This is a genomic window from Proteus sp. G2626 (assembly GCF_009915985.1).
Classification (GTDB): Bacteria; Pseudomonadota; Gammaproteobacteria; order Enterobacterales; family Enterobacteriaceae; genus Proteus; species Proteus vulgaris.
Window position 1 is genome coordinate 15,707 of record NZ_JAABNH010000005.1, and the last position, 24,200, is coordinate 39,906.

The window sequence follows — 24,200 nt, forward strand, 5'->3', positions numbered from 1 at the left end:
GTAAAAGCATCAAGTTAGTTAATAACCAAGAAAGAGGTATTGTGCTGTGAATTTAAATGCAACAATCCTCGGCCAGGCCATCGCATTTGTCCTGTTTGTTTTGTTCTGTATGAAATTCGTATGGCCACCAATTATGGCGGCCATTGAAAAACGTCAAAAAGAAATTGCTGACGGTTTATCATCTGCAGAACGTGCGAAAAAGGACTTAGATTTAGCGAAAGCCGATGCAGGCGATCAACTAGCAAAAGCAAAAGCAGAAGCGCAAGCAATTATTGAGTCAGCGAATAAACAGCGCACTCAAATGATTGAAGAAGCTAAAGCGGAAGCAGAGCTAGAACGTAGTAAGATCGTAGCGCAAGCTCAATCCGAACTGGATGCAGAGCGTAAACGTGCTCGTGAAGAACTTCGTAAACAAGTCGCAATGCTGGCTATCGCAGGTGCCGAGAAAATTATTGAACGTTCCGTGGATGAAGCTGCTAATAGCGACATCGTTGATAAACTGGTCGCTGAACTGTAAGGAGGGAGGGGCATGTCTGAAATAGCAACTGTAGCTCGCCCCTACGCCAAAGCAGCTTTTGACTTTGCTGTGGAAAACCAGGCTGTCGATAAATGGCAGGTTATGCTGGCGTTCACCGCTGAAGTAGCACGCAATGAGCAGGTAACCGAATTACTTTCTGGTTCTTTAGCATCAGAAAAACTGGCTAACATCTTCGCCGACCTCTGTGGCGATCAATTAGATGAACATGCTCAGAATTTAATTCGTGTTATGGCTGAGAATGGCCGTTTATCAACGTTGCCTGAAGTATTGAGCCAATTTATTCAATTGCGCGCAGTACTCGAGTCAACGGTTGACGTTGAAGTAACATCTGCCATTGAGCTAACTAAACAGCAGCTAGCTAACATTTCTGCAGCGATGGAAAAACGTCTATCACGCAAAGTGAAGCTGAATTGCAAAATTGATAAGTCTGTTATCGCAGGCATGATTATACGCGCCGGTGACCTCGTCATCGATGGCAGTATTCGTGGCCGTTTAGAGCGATTAACTGACGTCTTGCAGTCTTAAGGGGACTGGAGCATATGCAACTGAATTCCACTGAAATCAGCGAACTGATCAAGCAGCGCATTGCTCAGTTCAATGTAGTGAGTGAAGCTCACAATGAAGGTACGATTGTTTCCGTCAGTGACGGTATCATTCGTATCCACGGTTTAGCCGAAGTTATGCAGGGTGAGATGATCGCACTGCCGGGTAACCGTTTCGCTATCGCACTGAACTTAGAGCGCGACTCTGTTGGTGCGGTTGTGATGGGTCCTTATGCTGACTTAGCAGAAGGCATGAAAGTTAAATGTACAGGTCGTATTCTGGAAGTGCCTGTAGGGCGTGGTCTGCTTGGCCGTGTGGTAAACACACTGGGTGAGCCGATTGATGGTAAAGGTGCAGTAGAGCATGATGGTTTCTCACCTGTTGAGATGATTGCTCCTGGTGTTATCGACCGTCAATCCGTTGATCAGCCTGTACAAACAGGTTACAAATCCGTCGATGCCATGATCCCAATCGGTCGTGGTCAGCGTGAATTGATCATCGGTGACCGTCAAACAGGTAAAACTGCTCTGGCTGTCGATGCGATTATCAACCAACGTGATTCTGGCATTAAATGTATTTATGTCGCTATTGGTCAGAAAGCCTCTACTATTTCGAACGTTGTTCGTAAACTAGAAGAACATGGCGCGCTAGAAAATACCATTGTTGTTGTTGCTTCTGCATCAGAATCAGCAGCGTTGCAATACCTCGCGCCTTATTCAGGTTGCGCAATGGGTGAATACTTCCGTGACCGTGGTGAAGATGCTCTGATTATTTATGATGACCTGTCTAAACAGGCTGTCGCATATCGTCAAATTTCACTGTTACTTCGTCGCCCACCAGGACGTGAAGCATATCCAGGTGACGTTTTCTATCTGCACTCCCGTTTACTTGAGCGTGCTGCTCGTGTGAATGCTGAGTACGTAGAAGCTTTCACTAATGGTGAAGTTAAAGGTAAAACCGGCTCTCTGACTGCGTTACCAATTATCGAAACGCAAGCAGGGGACGTTTCTGCATTCGTTCCTACGAACGTAATCTCTATTACCGATGGTCAGATCTTCTTAGAATCTAACCTGTTTAACGCAGGTATCCGTCCAGCTGTTAACCCAGGGATCTCCGTATCTCGTGTAGGTGGTGCAGCTCAGACTAAGATCATGAAGAAACTTTCTGGTGGTATCCGTACTGCACTTGCGCAGTATCGTGAGCTGGCAGCATTCTCACAGTTCGCTTCTGATCTGGATGATGCTACCCGTAAACAATTGAACCACGGTCAGAAAGTGACTGAATTGCTAAAACAGAAACAGTACGAGCCAATGTCTGTCGCACAACAGTCTTTATCACTGTATGCAGCAGAGCGTGGTTATCTGGAAGATGTTGAAATTTCAAAAGTTGTGCCATTTGAAGCGGCTTTATTAGCTTATGCTTCTCGTGAACATGCTGATTTATTGAAAGAAATCAACCAGACTGGTTCTTATAACGAAGAAATCGAAGCGAAGCTGAAAGGCGTGCTAGAAAACTTCAAAGCGACTCAGTCCTGGTAATAACTATTCGGCCTAATAGTTAAACATTAGGCCGTCTGGTTCATGAGGAGAAGCAGAAATGGCCGGCGCAAAAGAGATACGTTCGAAGATCGCCAGTGTGCAAAACACACAGAAGATCACTAAAGCGATGGAGATGGTCGCCGCGTCGAAAATGCGTAAAACGCAGGAACGCATGGCAGCCAGCCGTCCTTATGCAGAAACCATGCGCAGTGTGATTGGTCACCTTGCGTTAGGGAATCTGGAATACAAACATCCATACCTCGAAGAGCGTGAAGTTAAACGTGTCGGGTACCTGGTTGTTTCGACCGACCGTGGTTTGTGTGGTGGTTTGAACATTAACTTGTTCAAAAAACTGCTGGCAGACATGAAAGAGTGGTCTGAAAAAGGTGTACAGGTAGATTTAGCTCTAGTGGGTTCTAAAGCCGCTTCATTCTTCGGCTCTGTGGGCGGAAATGTTGTTGGTCAAGTAACCGGCATGGGCGATGATCCAAAACTGTCAGACCTTATCGGTCCAGTCAATATCATGTTGCAGGCTTATGACGAAGGTCGTTTAGATAAACTGTATGTGGTGGCAAATAAGTTCATCAATACCATGGCTCAAGAGCCTAAAATTCTTCAGGTTTTACCATTACCACCAGGTGATGATGAAGAGCTGAAAGAAAAATCTTGGGATTATCTGTACGAACCTGATCCTAAGGCGTTACTGGATACTTTACTGCGTCGTTATATCGAATCGCAGGTTTACCAGAGCGTCGTAGAGAACTTAGCGAGTGAGCAGGCCGCCCGAATGGTCGCGATGAAAGCCGCTACAGATAACGGTGGTAACCTGATTAAAGAGCTGCAATTGGTGTACAACAAAGCACGCCAAGCAAGCATTACTCAGGAACTTACAGAAATTGTGTCTGGTGCAGCCGCGGTATAACAGCTAGGTTTACGAATTACGTAGAGGATTCAAGATGGCTACTGGAAAGATTGTCCAGGTAATCGGCGCCGTAGTGGACGCCGAATTCCCTCAGGATAGCGTCCCTAAAGTGTATGACGCTCTTGAGGTTATGAATGGTAAAGAAAAACTGGTGTTGGAAGTTCAGCAACAGTTAGGCGGTGGTATCGTTCGTTGTATCGCAATGGGTACATCAGACGGTTTAAGCCGTGGCTTAAAAGTTGAAAACTTAGGCCACCCAATTGAAGTACCAGTAGGTAAAGCAACACTGGGACGTATCATGAACGTTCTGGGTACACCTATTGATATGAAAGGTGATATTGCAACTGAAGAACGTTGGTCTATTCACCGTGAAGCACCAACCTACGAAGAGTTATCAAACTCACAAGAACTGCTTGAAACCGGTATCAAAGTAATGGACTTAATCTGTCCGTTTGCTAAAGGTGGTAAAGTAGGTCTATTCGGTGGTGCGGGTGTTGGTAAAACAGTTAACATGATGGAATTGATCCGTAATATCGCGATCGAGCACTCAGGTTACTCTGTATTTGCTGGTGTTGGTGAGCGTACTCGTGAGGGTAATGACTTCTATCATGAAATGACAGATTCTAACGTTCTTGACAAAGTATCGTTAGTTTATGGTCAGATGAATGAGCCACCAGGAAACCGTCTGCGTGTAGCACTGACGGGTCTGACTATGGCTGAAAAATTCCGTGATGAAGGCCGTGACGTACTGTTATTCGTCGATAACATCTATCGTTATACCTTAGCCGGTACAGAAGTATCAGCACTGTTAGGTCGTATGCCATCAGCGGTAGGTTACCAGCCAACATTGGCTGAAGAGATGGGTGTTCTGCAAGAACGTATCACTTCAACCAAAACAGGTTCAATCACCTCTGTACAGGCTGTATACGTACCTGCGGATGACTTAACTGACCCATCACCAGCAACAACGTTTGCTCACTTAGATGCGACAGTTGTACTGAGCCGTCAAATTGCTTCATTAGGTATCTACCCTGCGGTTGACCCACTGGATTCAACCAGTCGTCAATTAGACCCACTGGTAGTTGGCCAAGAGCACTATGATGTCGCTCGTGGTGTTCAGTCTATCCTGCAACGTTATCAGGAACTGAAAGACATCATCGCTATCTTAGGTATGGATGAACTGTCAGAAGAAGATAAACTGGTTGTTGCGCGTGCGCGTAAGATCCAGCGCTTCCTGTCACAGCCATTCTTCGTTGCTGAAGTATTTACCGGATCACCAGGTAAGTTCGTTTCCCTGAAAGACACTATCCGTGGCTTTAAAGGCATTCTGAACGGTGATTATGACCACCTGCCAGAGCAGGCGTTCTACATGGTTGGTACTATCGAAGAAGCAGTAGAAAAAGCTAAGAAGCTTTAATACGGCTGACGGGAGGTTGATATGGCCGATACATCGTTCCACCTGAAAGTTGTCAGCGCTGAAAAGCAGTTATATGACGGCGAAGTCAAACGAATTCAGGTAACTGGTAGCGAAGGTGAGCTCGGTATTTATCCGCAGCATACCCCGTTATTAACTGCCATAAAACCGGGCATGGTACGTGTCGTAAAAACATCGGGCGAAGAAGAGGTTATCTACCTTTCAGGTGGTATTCTCGAAGTTCAGCCGACGGGCGTCATTGTACTGGCAGATACAGCTATCCGTGGTCGTGATTTGGATGAAGCGAAAGCGTTGGAATCTAAGCGTAAAGCTGAAGAACACATTCAATCCTCTCATGGTGATGTTGATTATGCTCAAGCATCAGCAGAATTAGCCAAAGCGATTGCAAAACTACGTGTAATCGAACTGACTCGACGTTGATGTAAATAGGCAGTCTATGAATAAAAAAGCCAGTTGGTTCTTAGCTAACTGGCTTTTTTGCGTCATGAAATATTTTGTGTGACGAAATATGTAGTATTATTTGGCATAAACAGGTTTACTTGCCATTCTTTACGGGAGTTATCAGGTTAATTATGTCTAATTCAGCTAAAAGCGTTGTTATTCTTGCTGCGGGAAAAGGCACCCGCATGTATTCACAGTTACCTAAAGTTCTTCATAAACTTGCGGGTAAATCCATGGTTCAACATGTGATTGATACTGCTAAGTCATTAGGTGCTCAACAAACACACCTTGTCTATGGACATGGTGGTGAACTAATGAAAGAAAAATTAGGTTCACAACCTGTTAATTGGGTACTACAAGCAGAGCAACTAGGAACGGGTCACGCAATGCAGCAAGCCGCGCCTTTCTTTGCTGATGATGAAGATATCCTGATGCTTTATGGTGATGTTCCTCTTATCACCAAAGAAACATTAGAACGTTTAATTGAAGTCAAACCAGAAGGCGGTATTGGTTTATTAACGGTTATTTTAGATAATCCAACTGGCTATGGTCGTATTGTTCGTGAAAATGGTGAAGTAATTGGCATTATCGAACAAAAAGATGCGTCTGAAGAACAACTCAAAATTAATGAAATCAATACCGGCATTTTAGTCGCAAACGGTGGTGATTTAAAACGTTGGTTAGGTAAGCTCGATAATAACAATGCACAAAAAGAGTATTACATTACTGACATTATCGCGTTAGCGCATAAAGAAGGTCGTAAAATTGAAACGGCTCATCCTCGTCGCCATAGTGAAATGGAAGGGGTGAATAACCGTTTACAACTGGCTGCATTAGAACGGATTTACCAAACAGAACAAGCAGAACGCTTATTACTCGAAGGTGTCATGTTGCTTGATCCTGCGCGTTTTGATTTACGTGGTACGCTAACTCACGGTAAAGACGTCGTGATTGATACTAACGTGATTATTGAAGGCGATGTCACTTTAGGCAATAACGTTGAAATTGGTACAGGGTGTGTTCTAAAAAACTGTGTGATTGGTGATGATTCTATTATCAGCCCATATACGGTGATCGAGGATGCAAATTTAGCACAAGAGTGTACTGTGGGGCCATTTGCACGTCTTCGCCCGGGTAGTGAATTGGCGGATAAAGCTCACGTTGGTAACTTTGTTGAGATGAAAAAAGCAAGTTTAGGTGTTGGCTCTAAAGCCGGTCATCTGACTTACTTAGGTGATACTGAAGTAGGTGCTAATGTTAATATTGGTGCTGGGACTATCACTTGTAACTACGATGGTGCGAATAAATTCAAAACAGTTATTGGTGATGATGTCTTTATTGGTTCCGATACTCAGTTAGTGGCGCCAGTTACTGTTGCTAATGGTGCAACCATTGGTGCAGGAACAACACTCACTAAAAACGTGAATGAAAATGAATTAGTGATCAGTCGAGTTAAGCAAACTCATATCAGTGGATGGAAACGTCCAGTGAAGAAAAAACAATAATTTTAAGAGAAGGGCGTATATTTCATTAGCGCCCTTTTCTTGTACGCTATTATTCTAAAAACAAAAAAATATCCCCGCTTTCTACAATGGCTTGGGGAATAAACCAATCAGGTATAGACATCCAAGTGCGAAAAAACGCACAGTTTTAGGAATAACACAATGTGTGGAATAGTAGGTGCAGTTGCACAACGCGATATCGCTGAAATATTAATTGAAGGCTTACGTCGTTTAGAATACCGCGGTTATGATTCTGCGGGGTTAGCCGTTGTTGATAATGACTGCAAAATGACGCGGTTGCGTGAAGCTGGCAAAGTACAAATGCTGGCTGAAGAAGCAGATAAAACACAAGTCATTGGTGGCACAGGTATTGCTCATACTCGTTGGGCAACACATGGTGAACCTTGTGAAGATAATGCGCATCCTCATGTATCTGGCACGATTGCGGTGGTACATAATGGCATTATCGAAAACTACCAAGAACTGAAAGCAGAATTAATTAAAAAAGGGTATCAGTTTGCTTCACAAACTGATACCGAAGTCATTGCTCATCTAGTGAACTGGGAGCAGCGTCAAGGTGGTACATTACGTGAAGTAGTGCAACGCGTTATACCTCAATTACGCGGTGCTTACGGTACGGTTATTATGGATAGTCGTACACCTGAATTATTAGTCGCTGCTCGCTCTGGTAGTCCGCTGGTGGTTGGCCTTGGTGTGGGAGAAAATTTCCTTGCTTCTGACCAATTGGCTCTATTACCTGTTACTCGTCGTTTTATCTACCTTGAAGAAGGGGATATTGTTGAAATTACCCGTCGCCACGTTCATGTTTTTGATGTAAATGGCAATGAAGTTGATCGTGATACGATTGAATCTAACGTTCAATACGATGCGGGTGATAAAGGTGTTTATCGTCACTACATGCAAAAAGAGATCTACGAACAGCCTCTCGCGATTAAAAATACGCTTGACGGCCGTTTAAAATCAGAAACGATTGATCTGAGTGAGCTAGGCCCTAAAGCTGAAGAGATCTTATCTAAAGTTGAACACATTCAAATTGTAGCTTGTGGAACGTCTTATAATGCAGGTATGGTTTCTCGTTACTGGTTTGAATCTTTAGCTGGAATTCCTTGTGATGTCGAAATCGCATCAGAATATCGCTATCGTAAACCAGCAACTCGCCGTAATAGCTTACTGATCACATTATCTCAATCAGGTGAAACTGCGGATACTTTAGCCGCTTTACGCTTATCCAAAGAATTAGGTTATTTATCCTCTTTAGCGATTTGTAACGTTGCTGGCTCTTCTTTAGTCCGTGAATCTGAATTTGTCTTAATGACTAAAGCAGGTGCTGAAATCGGCGTTGCCTCGACAAAAGCATTCACAACACAATTAACCGTTCTATTAATGCTGGTGGCATATATGGGACGGATTAAAGGTGTTGCGACATTAGAACATGATGTTTCAATAGCATTACACGCATTACCAAGCCGTATTGAAAGCATGTTATCGAAAGATAAAGTGATTGAAGCGTTAGCTGAAGACTTCTCTGAAAAAAGTCATGCTTTATTCTTAGGTCGTGGCGACCAATACCCGATTGCGGTAGAAGGTGCTTTAAAGTTAAAAGAGATCTCTTATATTCATGCTGAAGCGTATGCCGCTGGCGAATTAAAACATGGCCCATTAGCATTAATTGATGCGGATATGCCCGTTATCATTATTGCGCCAAACAATGAGTTATTAGAGAAATTAAAATCTAATATCGAAGAAGTTCGGGCTCGTGGTGGCTTACTGTATGTGTTTGCTGATCAAGATGCTGGCTTTGAAGAAAATGAAACGATGAAGCTGATTTCCTTGCCTCATGTTGAAGAGCTTATTGCGCCAATTTTCTATACTGTACCATTGCAGCTGTTGTCTTATCATGTTGCTTTAATTAAAGGCACGGATGTGGACCAACCTCGTAACCTAGCAAAATCAGTTACGGTTGAATAAAAATTAGCTTTTTATAAAGAATTTATTGTTAATTATACTTAAACCCAGTGAAATTTTAACCGATACACTGGGTTTTTTATTATATTTACAGTACGTTGGATCTATAGTTATAAATAAAATTTATTAAATTAGTAGAGGGATTCTAATTTACAGTTAGCATAAAAATAAAGAAATGAAAAATAAATAATGAGTGATACTTAACTTAGAGAGCAACTGACTAAGTTTAATAAAATTATAAAAATATACTTTTTATAAGAATAATTTGTTTTCCATAAAGAATAAAAAATATTTTATTTTTTTTAAATAAATTTATAATAAAATATTTAACTTATTGTTAATTATCGTTATTTTTATTTTACCATTTCATTTTTCCTATATTTAATTATCAAATATATATCAATAATCATTATTGATATTCTTTATTTTATCTATATTGATTTAAATTACGTTAAATTTAAATTCTTTTTTATTTGGTTTTGTTTGTCTAGTTTTTTATTAAAACAATCAAGCAATATTTAGGTTAATTCCCCTATCTCCTCCGATCTCTTATTAAAAACGATCTATTTTTAAAACCAATTTATTGTGAGTTTGATTAATTGTTGTTATGAGTTTAAAAAATAGATGCAATCATATTAAATATATGTAAAGTTTAAGGTTGTTTTATTTATTAACCCATAATGAAAATTACAAATTAACGCTAATAATCGTATTTGGCGTTTTGTTGCAGTTTTATAAGCAAGTTCTTTCAAGAGAAATAAAAGCTCAAAAACAAGCTAAGAAAAACGACAAATTATAATTACAAGAGGTAAGAGAAATGCAAAACACAATTCATTCACAATACAATGAAATGGTTGAATTTTTAAAAGAATTAGTGAACACAGAAAGTGGCTCTTATGATAAAGAGGGCGTTGATGCTGTGGCTAATTTACTTATTCAACGTTATAAACAATTAGGTTTTCTCGTCGAGGTTTTTGAGAATGAAAAGCTGGGTAATAATTATCGCTTAGTTCATAAAGAAGCCAAAAATCCACAAATTTTCATTGCTACTCATCTTGATACTGTTTTCCCTAAAGGTACAGTCGCTGAGCGCCCATTTAGTATCGACGGTACTCGTGCTTATGGACCTGGTGTTATTGATATGAAAGCCAGTCATGTTCTGACTTATTACGCTATTAATGCACTAATACAATCAGGTAATAACGCTTATAAAAATGTTGAAATATTCTTAAATTGTGATGAAGAGATTGGTTCAAAAACGTCACGTGGTTTGATTGAACAGTATGCAAATAATAAATCTTATGCCTTAGTGATGGAGCCTGCTCGTGCTAATGGGGCAATTGTTAGTGCTCGCCGAGGTGTGGGAACTTACGAACTTTTAATTGAAGGCAAAGCTTCTCACTCTGGTATTGCACCAGAAGCGGGAATTAGTGCTATTCAAGAGTTATCTTATAAAATTCAAGCATTACATGCACTGTCTCGCCATGATGAAGGGCTTTCTATTAATGTTGGTTTGATCTCTGGTGGCACATCAGTTAATACGGTAGCACCTAATGCTCGTGCTGAAATTGATGTGCGTATTTCAACCGATGAGCAAGGTGTTGAAATAGATAAATTAGTCAGAGAAGTATGCAGTAAGCCTGTTTTAGAAGGCGTTAAACTCACGCTTAATGGCGGTATTAATCGTCCTCCAATGGTAAAAACACCAGAAAGTGCAACTTTAATTGACATTATAAAAGAAGAAGCGCGTTTACTCAGTCTTGATATTGAAGATATTTCGACAGGAGGAGGCTCTGATGCTTCATTTACTGCGGGTGTGGGTACACCAAGTGTTGATGGGTTAGGGCCTATTGGCGGATATCAGCACAGTGATAAAGAATATATTGATTTACCTTCATTAACCGAAAGAACGGCGTTATTTGCCAATATCTTAAAGCGTCTGTCTCAATAAGGTGAATGTATGGATAAGAATAAAAAAATAAAATGGGCTATGCCTGATGCCTTTATTATTATTTTTGGCATTGTAATCTTAGCCGCAATAGCAACTTATTTAATTCCTGCAGGAACCTATGAACGCGAAACAGTAAATGGGCTAAATCGTGTTGTACCAGGTAGTTTTGGTTATGTTGATCAAAATCCAGCTTCGTTAATGGATGTGTTTTACGCTATTCCTGTTGGATTAAAGCAGTCAGCAAGTATTATTTTCCTGATATTTATGATTGGTGGTGCAATTGCTATTTATGACAGAACGCGTGCTATTGATTCAGGGATCAATGCGTTAATTGTCAAAACAAAGGGTAATTACCAAGCGCTGATTATTACGGTTGCATTTATCTTTGGTATGCTTTCATCATTGGGATTGGCGGCAAATGCTGTTATAGCCTTTATTCCAATAGGAATAGCCCTTTCACGTTCGATGAAATTAGATGCCATAACGGGTGTTGCTGTTGTTTACCTTGGATATTATGCAGGGAATGCTGTTGGTGTTTTGGATCCAACTATTTTAGGTACAGCACAAACCTTAGCTGAAGTGCCTTTATTTTCAGGCGTGATTTTTAGAATTGTATTATTCTCAGTTCTGATTGTGGTCACTATTGCTTATATTGTTTGGTATGCAAGACGTATCGCGAATAATCCAACTAAAAGTTATATGTATGGGTTAGCTACAGATGATCCTGATTATGATGATCACAAAGATCAAACCGTGGACGGTACTTTCTCTTTAATGCAGAAATTGAGTCTTGTGGTCTTTATTGCATTTATTGGGCTATTTTTATACGGTGCTTTTGAATATAAATGGGGTATTGAACACTTATCTGCCATCTTTATTATGATGAGTGTTGTGGTTGCTGTGATGTTTAAAATCGGGCCAAACGACTATATTAAAACCTTTATGAAAGGTGCCCAGTCTTTAGTTTATGGGGCATTAGTTGTTGGAATTGCAAGAGCGGTTATTGTTATTTTGGATGAAGGGCGTGTGCTAGACTCTATTGTTCAAGCTACACTCGTTCCATTACAGCAAACCTCCCATTTTTGGGGCGCTCAGTTACTTTATTTCTTTAATTTATTATTCAATTTATTAGTGACATCGGGTACAGGGCAAGCATCTATTGTGATGCCTATAATGGTACCTATTTTAGATATCTTAGATTTAACTCGCCAAACGGGTGTCTTAATTCTTAAATTAGGTGATGGATTTACTAACATTATTACACCAACATCAGGTGTATTAATGGCAGTATTAGCTGTCGGTAAAGTACCTTGGACTCGTTGGGTTAAATTTGTTTTCCCTATTTTAATGATTTGGATAGTGATTGGTATGGCGGCAATTGGTATTGCAACGACTATAAGTTATGGTCCTGTTTGATTGTATAAGGTAAGAAAAATAGCCGCATATTTTAAGCGGCTATTTTTTTATCATGATCCATTTATTTGATGCTGAAAACCTAAAATAAGATGCTCTAATCCAAAGTCAAAACGATAGGTAAAATCATCAGCAAACAGAACCTCTCTCGCTTGCCAAGTTTGAGGAAATTTATCTTGAACTAATTGTTCAAAAGCTTCTCTTTTATTGGCTAGTTCTTCTTTCTCAATCAGCATGACAGATTGCTGTTCTATACAGCAGCCTAAAATAAAATAGAGCAAGGTCATTGTTATTTTACTTGCGAGTTGAGCTGAAGTGCCGGACTGCATAATGGCGCTAATAAATGTATTGTTTATACGTAATACATTTTCAGATATCACATAAGTACCAGCAAATACTCTCGCCCCATCTCTGTGGCGTAAAAATGCATTTCTTAAATCATAAGATAGACGCTTAATATCTTCTTTCCAATTATTTTTAAATTCAAAATTTATTGCAACCTCACTGACTATTCTATCTGCCATCCCTTCAATTAAGGTTTGTTTATTATCGAAATGCCAATAGAGAGAGGCCGCTTTAATCTGCAACGCATCCGCGAGTTTACGCATTGTTAGGCCTTCAATACCTTCTGTCTCTAGCAATGAAAGAGCGGTATCTAATACTTTCAGCCGATCAATTTTAGGTGTTTTCATAAATAATTCTCATTACCCCTTTTCTATCTAACAATGTTAGTTTACCATATTTGAAAAACCTAACAATGTTAGATTGCTATTTAAGAGAGCAAAAGATCGGGGTTTGGAGTTAACAATGGAAAATATGCCATCAAATAAAGAGAAAATAACAAAGTTTATAATGACTTATACTCCTTGGGTTGCTGTCATTTGTGTGATTACATTTATTGGAATAGCCATAATAGATTGGGATAAATGGTGGAGCGATGCGCGTTATCAAACGACAGATAATGCTTACATTAAAACGGATACCACAATATTAAAATCTCGGATGACAGGTTTTATTTTAGATGTAAAAAAAGAAAATTATCAATATGTTAAGAAAGGTGAAGTTATTGCTACTATTAATAATAATGAGCAAATTCTCAATAAAGAAGCGGCTATTTCTGAGTTGAAAAAAGCACAATTACAACTTGATAATTTAAAAGAAGAGATAAAAGCTGCTGAACTTAATATTGGAATATTACGTAATCGCTATGAAGCTACGATAATTGATGTGGAACAGGCTAAGCGCAATCCTTTATTACGAAAAGATTTGATTCAAAGTGGTGCAATAACAAAACAAAACTACCTTGATGCACAGTCTGATTTGCAACGTTTAATTAAATTACAAAGTGCTGCTAAAAATGAATGGGAGCAAGCTAAGCAGTCATTAGTGTTACTGAAAGCGCAAGAACAGATCCGTTTAACAGAAAAAAATATTGCACAAACCAGATATCAACAAACAGAGACTGAACTCACCTATACCACTATCGAAGCCCCTTTTGATGCTCAATTAAATAAAATAAAAGTAAATATTGGTAGTCTAGTAACCTCTGGCACAGAGGTTGTTACGCTAACACCATTAAATCATATTTATATTATTGCTAATTTAAAAGAAACTCAGATAAAAAAAGTTATTCCAGAACAACGCGTTTTAATCAAAATAGATGCTTTTCCTTATGAAGAGTTTCAAGGGAAAGTTCGTTATATTGGCGCACAAAGTAGTGGTGAATCAGCACTTATTCCAGCGGATAATGCCAGTGGTAATTTTACTAAAGTGGTACAACGTATTCCTGTTTACATCACTTTTGATAGTAATAATAAATTATTAGCTAAATTACGTGCTGGTATGTCTGTCGAGGTAAAAATAGACACAGAAAGTTTATCTATAGAGGGTGATCATGAGGCTTAATTTCTTATTTAGCGCACAAGAAAACAGGCCAATCTTTATTGTGCTTTCTGTTTTTTCAGGTGCTATTTTATCAACACTTTTTATTCGTATGTTTTCTATTTCTTTAGCTGATTTACGCGGTATTTTTGCTCTAGATATAGTGCAAGGCTCTTGGTTAAACGTAGCAATTAATTCTGCTCAGTTAATCAGTATGACATTAGTACCTTGGTTTATGGTGATTTATGGTGCTGAGAAAATATTAATTAGCTCAAGCTTGTTACTTTTTTTCTGTTGTATTTTTGTCTCTAGTAGTGGTGATTTTATTGGACTCCCTTTTTTATTAATACTACATTTTTTGATTGGTTTTTGTTTGGGAGTCTATTTGCCAATGACAATATCTTTGGCATTAAGAAGTTTAAATCCTAATGTTTGGCTAATCGTTATGGCGGCTTATAGCCTACGAGTTTCAGTCGGAATGGATGCAGGAGTAGGAATATCTGGTTCAATATTCGAAATCTTAAATTGGCGCTGGCTCTATTGGGTTTCAATGTTATTTTCGTTAGCTATTATGTTTTTTGCTTGGCGAGGTATGCCTATATCCTCTATCAATAAAGAACTATTAGCACAAAGTGATTGGGGAGGTATGACATTAAAATGCTTAGGTTTAATTTTATTGTATATTGGTATTGTGCAAGGTGAATTACTAGGATGGTGGGATTCAGGGCTGATTATTTCTTGTTTACTAGCTAGTTGTATCTTAATACTCACTTTTATTATTAGAGCGTCAGTTTATAGCAAAAGCTTTGGATATTTAAATTGGTTCAAAAATTATAATTTAAGGCTCTGCTTTATTATTGCTTGTTTATATGGTTTTTTAATGTTGCCTAACTCTTTGTTTATACCATCCTTTTTAAGTATTGTGGCAGGTTTAAAAGCTCAGCAAATAGGTGATGTGAGTAATATAGCTTTTATTATTTATCTTCTTTTCAGCCCTTTTGCCATAATGATTGCTCGTCGATTAGAGCCTCGATTAGTGATGATAATAGGGATAACGATTATTGGAATTGCTTGCTTAATCGGACATCAAATGACTTATCAGTGGCGAGCAGATGATTTCTTTGTGCTAATGATGTTACAGGCTATTGGGGAGTGTATTTTATTAATTGGGTTGATTGCATCATTTGTCACAAACATTAAGCCTAGTGAAGCATTACATCTTGGTGCATATATTTCGATTGCTAGAGTATTAATGCCTGCATTAGCTGGGGCTTTAATGAATACCTATTTACGAATATCTTATGATACGCATCACAACTCATTGAGGGGTTATATTCAAACGGGAGAGCAGAAATTATCTAGTGATTTATTAGAAAATGTTCAATATATAGTGTCATTAATAGCAAGGGGATCTCATGTCGCCTCTTTTATAGATGGATTTCATTTAATAACGTGGTTTGTTATTTTAGGGCTAATTTGTATGATTTTTTTAAAGCCTTCACCTGCTAATCCTATTGTGCCAACATTATTTACTATCCAAAAATAAAGTACTGCCTGTAAAATCGAAAACAGGCAGAGAAAAATAACGCTATCGGAGAGCTATATTGCTATTAAAACGACACGATAGTAAGAACAAAATTAGTTGTAAGACTTAAACAGTGACTGATTACCTGATTTATCAAAAGCAATCACTTGGTAAGGCTCTTTATAATCACCCGCATACATACCTAAACTACCTGCTGGCATACCTGCAACCGCAATACCAGATTTCGATTTATCCACTAAATTGATATTTTTTAAACTATCAACAGGAATGTGCCCAACTAAGTCTTTACCTTGGTAAGTCGCTAAGTGGCAACTAAATAAATTATTTGGTACGCCTGCTTGTTGATATTTTTCCATTAATTGCGTTTCTGAAACAATATTTACCTTAACGTTAAAACCAGCTTCTTTTATGCCATCAGCCCATAAAGCACAGCATCCACAACTGTCCGTTTTATAAACCTCAATAATATTATGATTATTAGATGCATAAGCGGTGCTTGTAAATACTGAAATTGCAATAATCGAAGGTAGTAATAATTTTTTCATTGTCCATTCCTTTCATTAAATTGATGGGTATAACAATAATGTTTCCCCCTACGGGAAGGTCAATGTAATAAAAGTATAAACACGTAGAGTTTTGTAAAAAAATATTTATATAAAACAAAGATATAAATAATACTATGTTTATGTTTTTTAATTTTTTTCGAAAAAAAAAGCACTTAATATAAAAAGAAAAAAGCCAATTTATTCAATAAATTGGCTTTTTTAATAAGAGATGCTAATTTTGTTTAGATACAAATTATTTGATGATAATTATTTAATGATAGTAATTTGTTTTACGTCGATCTCTGTACTTGTCCACTCTTTATCTACTTTACCTTCAATTCTGACGGTATTATCAGGGGTCACTGTTTGCCCGCGCCATCTTTTATTATCAATATCTACATTGATACCACCGGTACTATCTTCAAAAACATACAACTCATCACCAATCTTTTTCGTAATTTTACCGGTTAAGATAACCCAAGTGTCATCCGAAAGATCTTTTGCTTTAGCAACGGTGGTTTCACTAATAGAAGGGCCTTTAAATCCACCTTGTTCTGTTGGTGCTTGAATTGAGCCTTGAAAACCACCTTGTTGTGTCGTATTTGCTTGAGATGCAAAAGCCAACGTACTACCAATTAATAATACCAGTATTTTTTTCATAACAAGCTCGCTTATAGGTTAATAATATAACTAATTATTGTGTTAGATTTTATTTCATTTTCATGTATAAAACCGCATATTAAGGTAAATTTCGGTATTCATATATCAACTGATTGATATTACCTCTTAAATTATAGACTGTTATTTTTCTTTGTATTTTTTATTGATATAAGCATCTATCACTAAATACTTCTTTTCTCTAAGTTAAATCCACTAGTTATTTCCCCTTAGTATCAACGTGGGCAGTTATTCAAAAATATACCCATCGGGATCATTGTTTTTAAATGTATTACCTCTTATTATCCAGCGCCTTCAAATTTTTTTTAATTTTCCCCTATTATTTTTAGAGGTTTTAGGTTTTATGACTAACGAACGTATTGCCAATCCGGGTCCATTAGGTTTGATGGGTTTTGGTATGACAACGATTTTGTTGAACATACATAATGCCGGTTTTTTCCCTGTTGTCTCTGTCATTATGAGTATGGGAATTTTTTATGGTGGGATCGCACAGGTTATTGCTGGAATTTTTGAGTTTAAAAAAGGCAATACTTTTGGCGCGACCGCATTTACCTCTTATGGCTTCTTTTGGGTCACATTAGTGGGAATTTGGTTATTACCCGTAATGGGGTTGAGTGAACCCACAACTCCTGTCTTTTTAGGTGTCTTTCTAGCATTGTGGGGAATATTTACCTTTTTCATGTTTATTGGCACATTAAAAGCCAATAGAGCACTGCAATTTGTCTTTTTAAGTCTGACAATTTTATTTGCCTTACTGGCGATAGGAAATATCACCAGTAATGCACTGATTTTAAAAATTGCTGGCTTTGAAGGTATTATTTGTGGCGCCAGTGCTTTTTACCTTGCAATGGCTGAAGTATTAAATGAGATGTATGGCAGAACAATATTGCCAATCGGCCACAAATAATTGTTTTATCAAGAAGTGGCTTTTTATTTAGCCACTTCTATTATTTGGCTTTTTCGTCGGACTAATTTTTTTGCGCACCATGCATAAAATAGTCCCGCAACCACACCTGCAATATGTGATTCAGTCGATACACCTAATTGACCAGGAATTAAGCCATAGGCCATTGATCCATAATAGAATAGAACAAAGAGTGCTATCACGATATCGATAATTTTACGACGTGTAAACGCATGAGCAATCAACAAAGACCATAATCCAAAAATCCAGCCACTTGCACCAACATGAATGGCACTTCGTCCAAAAACCCACACTAATAAACCACTTACGATAATAATAAATATGCTTGATAAAACATACTCTCGTAAAGATTGTGTCATGGATAAAAAACTAAGGATAAGAAGAGGGAGTAGATTACTAAACAGATGAGACCAAGAACCATGAATAAAGGGTGCGATGAAGATACCTATTAATCCTTCACCTGTTCTTGGAATAATTCCCCATTGAAGAAGTGAAATTGGTAAGAGAGAGCCAATTAACTGAAGTAGGATTAATGTGATAGTTAATCCACCAAGAAAAGTTAATCTTTTTTTAAACCATATCTTATCCATAACGATCGCCTTAATACCGAGTGACGTAGATAAAACCGTTTTGATAGAAGAGCCTTTAATAAAAGAAGAAAGGCTCTTTTTTGTTTATCAGTCTAATAAATTAAGGCAAGCAGCTCCACGGGCGCCACCTGCATCACCATGACGTGCTTTTTCTATTGCTGGAATTTGTGCATTTCCATAAATACAGTGAGAAAGATATTTAGGTAATTGGTCATACAATGCATTAAATTGTGATAATCCACCACCAATAACAATTAAATGTGGGTCAAGTACAGTAAGAATATTGCTTAGGTAAATTGCCAGTACTTTCATATAACGATCAACATGCTCTTCCGTTTTTTTATCTCCAGCATAATATTGCTCAACAATATCAACGGCTCTTTTGGGGGCATTATTGAAGGCTTTATACATACGTTCAAAGCCTCTGCCTGATAAATAAGTCTCAAAACACGCTTTTTTGCCACAACCACAGATAATTTTTGGCATGGTGTCACCTATGACGTTATCTGCATCCACCGTTAAATTCATATGGCCAATTTCACCAGCAATACCATTTTTACCGGAAAGAACTTTTCCATCAACAACAAAGCCACCCCCGACTCCTGTACCTAAAATAAGGCCAAGTACTGAAGGGTGGTGACGAAATTCAGGATCCCATGCTTCTGATAAGGCAAAACAGTTAGCATCATTTTCAACTTTAACGGGTCTATTGAGTATATGTGCGAGATCATGAACCATTGGTTTGTATTTGGCTGCGGGAACGTTGGTGGTAAATACTGTTCCTTCTTTTGCGTTAACAATGCCTGGCACACCTACGCCGATTTTCCCTTTGCATCCTAATTCTTTATCGGCTTCTAAAGTGAGCTCCTTAAACACATTCAATAATGCCTGATAGTCATTTTTAGGTGTAGGAACACGCTTTTGCCATACTTGAGTAAGATCTTTATCAAAAACGGCAAGCTCAATTTTTGTGCCGCCCATATCAAAACCATAATACATATCAGTCTCTTAATTATTCTGTAAATATTATTTATAGTAACAATAAAGTTGTTGTTACCGGGCCATTTCTATTTCAGTCAATACTTAAGTTATCTCTACTGTTTATATACACTAGGTTAAATAAGAACAGTGATTGGTGACAGTTGAGTTTTTTACCTATTGATGACTGCCTTCAATTAAAACACGACGTACTTTCATTAGAGCAAAGCCTAATAAATTTAATCCATTCCATAAAAGGGGATTACCGATCTCTTTGTCTTGTTCACTTAAACCTACTCCCCATATCTTATCAACGGGGCTTGCTTCCACAAGCACACGATTGCCTGTCGAAATTAAAAAATTACCTAGCGCATTATTTTGAGAAAATTTAGCAATATTAGCTCGAATAACAATAGCCATACGTTGTTGTTCCCAAATTTCTTGGTTAAATCCTTTTACTTCTCGACCAAGTGCTTTAGCTGTACCTGGGTTTGATGTTGTAATTATACGTTCTCGTATTTCTATATCATTAAAAAGCTTTGCTTTCTCTGCCATCATATAGTGTTCAGCACTAACGTAATGAACATCATCTAAGATAAACGGTGCAGGATACCATTGGCTAAAGCAACTTTTTGTGACGTCATCTGTTTTACTTTTGTGCCCCCAAAAATAGATAAATTTTATTTTCTTACCAGTACGAAAATCTTTCTTTAATTGTTCTAAATCCATCTTTTTTCCATTATCGCGAATACGTTCGATTCATCTAATAAAGATAGCATAGAAGTAAAGAAGGATAGAGTGCCTTTTTGTTATTCTGTGAGTAGGTGAAACGATTCCGCAATTTTGAATTATCGCTGCAAAAAACCATCTTAATTTGATGTTTTTTTGCTAAAAGATAAAAAAAATACAACTTAGATTCATAAGATTACTCTTAAAAAAATGCATCTGAAGAGTACCTTTATTTACGTATTTACCTAAAAAGAAGGTCTTAAAATGATACTCTCTGTTTAGTATAAAGCTATAGTTAATTAAGTATTTTTAATATAAAAAATCACTTTGATTGGTATTTATACTAATTATTAGTATTTATAACTAAGTGGTTGTTTGTTTTTATTTTAATTCAATGTGTTATGTTGAATTGTTAGCTTATTTTCATTGTTACATTTATTATTTGAACCAAATCACGATTGTCTGTTTGTTAAGCTAAGTTAACAATATTATTTTAGTAGTAAAATATTACTTAAGTTAATTATTCTGAAATACAGGTTATACTTAGCAGTATTTACTATAAGTAAATAATAAGACTATTCATAGATTGATAATCTATTTTTGTATTTTTTTAGATGTTTTTTTCTAAAACTTAACGAATACTGATGTGTTTTATTTTTTCTTTATAAAATAAAACTATCAGAATATGACAAAAAACAATAAATTCTCTTTTTAAGAGTAAAAAATAAACCTATTTTGATGCTAATCAATATGAATAAATAATTATTTTTATTTTTTTTTATTATTTATTAGTCATTTTTAGAATGGAAATAAGGTGATTTTTTTTAATTGATCTTGAAAGGTTCTTTAATTTTTAGAAGAAATAATATTAATACTTAATTATTTTAGAATTTTATTTTTATAAAATTTATACAAATTGTTATTAGTTGACTTTAGTTATTATCTGGCTTTTAAACCTATTTTTTTAGAGTAAAAAGACACTCTTTTTGATGATAATAATCAATATGAAGTTAAGTAAAAGTACTCATTTTTATAAAGCAAAAATAAGGTGTGGCTAAGTTTTTATATTTTTTTTGATGTTGTATTTTTCATTAAAATAATTATACAATTTAATTTAAATAATCATTACTCCTAATCGAATGATGTTTATTTGTAATTTAATAAATTAATATAAATAAGATTGTTTTACCCTACATAGTTGATGTTCATTAATTGATGTTTTAATGAAAGTTTAAATTTGAGTTTATAAAGATATATTTTTAACTTGTTGTGGATATTATCTCTAAAGTACTCACTTTCTTATTTTAGATGAGCATCAAATTATTGAACAAGGTTTAGAGTATTGTTATTAAAGGGGCCACACTATGTATGATGACATTAGTAATCTAAAAGATAAGTTTCAGGAAGATGCCTTTGCTTTCCAAGAGTTTTCTTCTTCTCCAACACAAGATGTTGATAATAAAGTAGAACCAATAGTTATAAGTAATGAAGATAACAATAAAATGGGTAATTTAAGTAATAAAACGTTTTCAGAAAGTTCATCTTCTTCTATGAAAAACGAACAAAAACAATCTCTTATGGTTTCTTTAAACCCTTCTTATCGCCAGGATGCTTTAGTTGTTAAAGCAAAGAAAGACAATTTAATTAAGAGCAAGAAAAATTTGTTAGCAGATAATAAAATATTTGATAACAAAGAAACGGATAGAGTTTATGCGCATGAAAATATATCACTAAAAGATATATTTTCATTTATTGCCTCTGTCTAATTTAAATAAGTAACACTCTTTGTATAAATAAATAATATTGACTAGTGTCAATCTTTAGCCATTGTTATTTTATTTTTTAAGCTAGGTTTGTTTTTTTCGATATTTATTTATATCGATGAATAACTATTTTCTTAAGAAAAAATCTATGGCGATGACAAAGGTATGGGTTTATGAATAAAGTATTTAAAACATTAATTACGGCTTTTCTATTGATAACAATGTTTTCACTTATTGTTATGCCAATGAGTGCCGAACAACAATATATATTCGGCATTATCAATATATTGTTGTTATTTGTTGTCGGCTTTAAAAAATCAAAAAAACGATTGTTAACAATGGTTTTTATCTCGTTGTTGATGTCAACACGTTATCTTTACTGGCGTGCAACGAATACCCTTAATTTTAATACAACCATCGAAGCTGTTTTAGGTAGCGGTTTATTTATGGCTGAAATTTATTCTTGGGTTATTTTAGTCTTAGGATATTTTCAAACATCATGGCCATTAAATAGAAAAATAGCGCCTTTACCTAAAGATATTTCTCAATGGCCAACAGTTGATATTTATATACCGACGTATAACGAAAGTTTAGATGTGGTACGTGATACGGTTTTAGCGGCTCAAGCTATTGACTACCCACAAGATAAAATGAAAGTGTATATTTTGGATGATGGTAGTCGTGAAGAATTTAAACAATTCGCAGGTGATGTTGGGGTAACTTATATTGAACGTGAAGTTCATGATCATGCCAAAGCAGGTAACTTAAATCATGCTATGGGATTAACAGATGGTGAACTTATTTGTGTTTTTGATTGTGACCATATTTCAACCCGTATTTTCTTGCAAGCAACAGTTGGTAGCTTTCTTGAAGATCCTAAATTAGCGCTTATTCAAACACCACACTATTTCTATTCTCCAGACCCTTTTGAACGTAATTTAAGTGCAGCAAAAGATGCACCACATGAAGGCGCCCTTTTCTATGGCCCTGTTCAACGTGGTAATGATAACTGGAATGCGACTTTCTTCTGTGGTTCATGCGCTGTAATGCGCCGTAGCGCACTTGAAGAGATCGGTGGTATTGCAGTTGAAACAGTAACAGAAGATGCCCACACCGCGTTGAAATTACAACGCCTAGGTTGGAACTCTGCATTTATTGATATTCCTTTAGCCGCAGGCCTTGCAACAGAACGTTTAGCATTACACGTTAATCAACGTATTCGTTGGGCGAGAGGGATGACACAAATATTCCGTGTTGATAATCCAATGTTAGGTCGTGGTTTAACATTTCCTCAGCGCTTATGTTATCTCAATGCCATGCTCCATTTTCAGTACGGTTTACCTCGCATTATCTTTTTAACTGCCCCATTACTGTTTATGTTATTTAACCTCAATATTATTGCTTCATCTGCCAGCATGATATTCGCCTATGCATTGCCACACTTAATCATGTCGGTTTATGTAAACTCAAAAAATATCGGTAAATATCGTTATTCTTTCTGGGGGGAAATTTATGAAACCGTCATGGCTTTTAGTTTGGTTTTACCTACGCTACTCAGCTTAGTTTCACCAAAATTAGGTAAATTTAACGTAACAGATAAAGGTGATTTACTTGATAAGAGCTATATGGATTATCTCACTGTACGCCCTTTAATTATTACCGCTCTTCTTTTAATTACGGGTATTTCATGGGTCGTTATCCGTTATCTATTAAATGATTTTCAAGGTATTGATCCTCTAGTTATTGTTTTAAACCTAACTTGGGCAACTTATAGCTTATTTATCATTCTTGCATCGATTGCTGTCGGTAAAGAGACTCGTCAAATTCGTAAACATACCCGAATTAATGCTGCTCTTCCTATTACATTGTATTTTGATGATGGCGCGAAATTAAGCACAACCACTGAAGATATTTCAATGGGGGGCGTTCGTATCGCAGTGAATAAAATGGCGGAATTTCGCCAACGCAATGTCACTTCAATCACGCTCAATGTTCAACGCGATGAAGTTTCAGTTCCTGTTGAAATAGTAAGTTTAGAAAATAATCAATTACGCCTTGAATATTTACCTATTAATTTAAATATTCGTCGTAAATTGGTGCGTATTATTTTTGGTCGTGCTGATGCATGGATCCATCAAGCAGATTATAAAGATAAACCTTTTAAAGAGTTAGCAGGTATTACTCGTTGTATTTTTGAATTGTTCTTTGGTCGTCGCCAAAAAGTAAAAGCAGCCGCAACAAGAACCAAAGCCAAAACTTCACTCTCTGTGCAATCAATTAACGGGGATGACTAAGC

Annotated in this window: 21 protein-coding genes; 15 read left to right on the forward strand and 6 right to left on the reverse strand. The window is 36.8% G+C overall.

From position 1 onward, the window contains the following. Positions 1-46 precede the first annotated feature (46 nt). The 10 genes from atpF (at position 47) to GWJ05_RS01575 (ending at position 12,272) form a co-directional block, all read left to right on the forward strand. Entirely contained in the window at positions 47-517 is a 471-nt protein-coding gene (atpF, locus tag GWJ05_RS01530; protein ID WP_036933518.1) for a F0F1 ATP synthase subunit B, read from the forward strand. 12 nt (positions 518-529) lie between these two features. Further along, positions 530-1,063, forward strand: coding sequence for a F0F1 ATP synthase subunit delta (gene atpH, locus GWJ05_RS01535; RefSeq protein ID WP_036933515.1), 534 nt, complete (start codon positions 530-532; stop codon positions 1,061-1,063). Positions 1,064-1,077: 14 nt separating this feature from the next. Beyond that, positions 1,078-2,619, forward strand: coding sequence for a F0F1 ATP synthase subunit alpha (gene atpA, locus GWJ05_RS01540; RefSeq protein WP_036933514.1), 1,542 nt, complete (start codon positions 1,078-1,080; stop codon positions 2,617-2,619). A 58-nt stretch (positions 2,620-2,677) separates the two neighbouring features. After that, a complete protein-coding gene (gene atpG / locus GWJ05_RS01545) occupies positions 2,678-3,541 on the forward strand; it encodes a F0F1 ATP synthase subunit gamma (RefSeq protein ID WP_036933511.1) in 864 nt (287 codons plus the stop codon). A gap of 34 nt (positions 3,542-3,575) precedes the next feature. Further along, on the forward strand, positions 3,576-4,958 hold the full coding sequence (atpD, locus tag GWJ05_RS01550) for a F0F1 ATP synthase subunit beta (protein WP_023583323.1): 1,383 nt from the start codon (positions 3,576-3,578) through the stop codon (positions 4,956-4,958). 21 nt (positions 4,959-4,979) lie between these two features. Beyond that, the gene (locus GWJ05_RS01555) at positions 4,980-5,396 is read left to right on the forward strand and encodes a F0F1 ATP synthase subunit epsilon (protein WP_006534340.1); all 417 of its coding nucleotides are present in this window, start codon (positions 4,980-4,982) and stop codon (positions 5,394-5,396) included. A 152-nt stretch (positions 5,397-5,548) separates the two neighbouring features. After that, a complete protein-coding gene (gene glmU, locus GWJ05_RS01560) occupies positions 5,549-6,922 on the forward strand; it encodes a bifunctional UDP-N-acetylglucosamine diphosphorylase/glucosamine-1-phosphate N-acetyltransferase GlmU (protein WP_036933507.1) in 1,374 nt (457 codons plus the stop codon). Positions 6,923-7,081: 159 nt separating this feature from the next. After that, entirely contained in the window at positions 7,082-8,908 is a 1,827-nt protein-coding gene (gene glmS, locus GWJ05_RS01565; protein ID WP_036933505.1) for a glutamine--fructose-6-phosphate transaminase (isomerizing), read from the forward strand. Between the two features lie 814 nt (positions 8,909-9,722). Next, positions 9,723-10,856, forward strand: coding sequence for a M20 family metallopeptidase (locus GWJ05_RS01570; protein ID WP_161680967.1), 1,134 nt, complete (start codon positions 9,723-9,725; stop codon positions 10,854-10,856). A 9-nt stretch (positions 10,857-10,865) separates the two neighbouring features. Beyond that, the gene (locus tag GWJ05_RS01575) at positions 10,866-12,272 is read left to right on the forward strand and encodes a YfcC family protein (protein ID WP_036933501.1); all 1,407 of its coding nucleotides are present in this window, start codon (positions 10,866-10,868) and stop codon (positions 12,270-12,272) included. 50 nt (positions 12,273-12,322) lie between these two features. On the opposite strand, the gene GWJ05_RS01580 is transcribed toward GWJ05_RS01575, so the two are convergent. Further along, complete coding sequence (locus GWJ05_RS01580) at positions 12,323-12,961, reverse strand: TetR/AcrR family transcriptional regulator C-terminal domain-containing protein (protein ID WP_036933498.1); 639 nt, start codon at positions 12,959-12,961, stop codon at positions 12,323-12,325. A 115-nt stretch (positions 12,962-13,076) separates the two neighbouring features. Between GWJ05_RS01580 and GWJ05_RS01585 the strand changes: the two genes are divergently transcribed. Next, positions 13,077-14,174 carry an HlyD family secretion protein gene (locus GWJ05_RS01585; protein ID WP_082239430.1) on the forward strand — a complete coding sequence of 366 codons (1,098 nt, stop codon included), beginning with the start codon at positions 13,077-13,079 and terminating at the stop codon, positions 14,172-14,174. Then, a complete protein-coding gene (locus GWJ05_RS01590; RefSeq protein ID WP_036933496.1) occupies positions 14,164-15,696 on the forward strand; it encodes an MFS transporter in 1,533 nt (510 codons plus the stop codon). The genes GWJ05_RS01585 and GWJ05_RS01590 overlap by 11 nt, the downstream gene beginning before the upstream one ends. A gap of 92 nt (positions 15,697-15,788) precedes the next feature. On the opposite strand, the gene GWJ05_RS01595 is transcribed toward GWJ05_RS01590, so the two are convergent. Both GWJ05_RS01595 and GWJ05_RS01600 read right to left on the reverse strand, forming a co-directional pair. Next, positions 15,789-16,241: a DUF411 domain-containing protein gene (locus tag GWJ05_RS01595; RefSeq protein ID WP_036933494.1), complete on the reverse strand. Its 453-nt coding sequence runs from the start codon at positions 16,239-16,241 to the stop codon at positions 15,789-15,791. A 267-nt stretch (positions 16,242-16,508) separates the two neighbouring features. Continuing rightward, a complete protein-coding gene (locus tag GWJ05_RS01600; protein WP_373364701.1) occupies positions 16,509-16,916 on the reverse strand; it encodes a YgiW/YdeI family stress tolerance OB fold protein in 408 nt (135 codons plus the stop codon). 346 nt (positions 16,917-17,262) lie between these two features. Between GWJ05_RS01600 and satP the strand changes: the two genes are divergently transcribed. Further along, positions 17,263-17,826 (forward strand): acetate uptake transporter, encoded by a 564-nt coding sequence (gene satP / locus GWJ05_RS01605; protein WP_036933489.1) that lies wholly within the window; start codon positions 17,263-17,265, stop codon positions 17,824-17,826. A gap of 23 nt (positions 17,827-17,849) precedes the next feature. On the opposite strand, the gene GWJ05_RS01610 is transcribed toward satP, so the two are convergent. From GWJ05_RS01610 to GWJ05_RS01620, 3 genes are all read right to left on the reverse strand, one after another. Then, positions 17,850-18,434, reverse strand: a complete 585-nt coding sequence (locus tag GWJ05_RS01610) for a rhomboid family intramembrane serine protease (RefSeq protein WP_036933488.1) — start codon at positions 18,432-18,434, stop codon at positions 17,850-17,852. 87 nt (positions 18,435-18,521) lie between these two features. Then, a complete protein-coding gene (nagK, locus tag GWJ05_RS01615; RefSeq protein ID WP_036933486.1) occupies positions 18,522-19,433 on the reverse strand; it encodes an N-acetylglucosamine kinase in 912 nt (303 codons plus the stop codon). 156 nt (positions 19,434-19,589) lie between these two features. Then, positions 19,590-20,141 carry an NADAR family protein gene (locus tag GWJ05_RS01620; protein WP_036933484.1) on the reverse strand — a complete coding sequence of 184 codons (552 nt, stop codon included), beginning with the start codon at positions 20,139-20,141 and terminating at the stop codon, positions 19,590-19,592. 1,364 nt (positions 20,142-21,505) lie between these two features. On the opposite strand from GWJ05_RS01620, the gene GWJ05_RS01625 reads away from it, so the two are divergent. Together GWJ05_RS01625 and bcsA are read left to right on the forward strand one after the other, a co-directional pair. Further along, complete coding sequence (locus tag GWJ05_RS01625; protein ID WP_161680969.1) at positions 21,506-21,907, forward strand: hypothetical protein; 402 nt, start codon at positions 21,506-21,508, stop codon at positions 21,905-21,907. Between the two features lie 170 nt (positions 21,908-22,077). Further along, complete coding sequence (gene bcsA / locus GWJ05_RS01630) at positions 22,078-24,198, forward strand: UDP-forming cellulose synthase catalytic subunit (RefSeq protein WP_052038417.1); 2,121 nt, start codon at positions 22,078-22,080, stop codon at positions 24,196-24,198. The last annotated feature ends 2 nt before the right edge of the window (positions 24,199-24,200 follow it).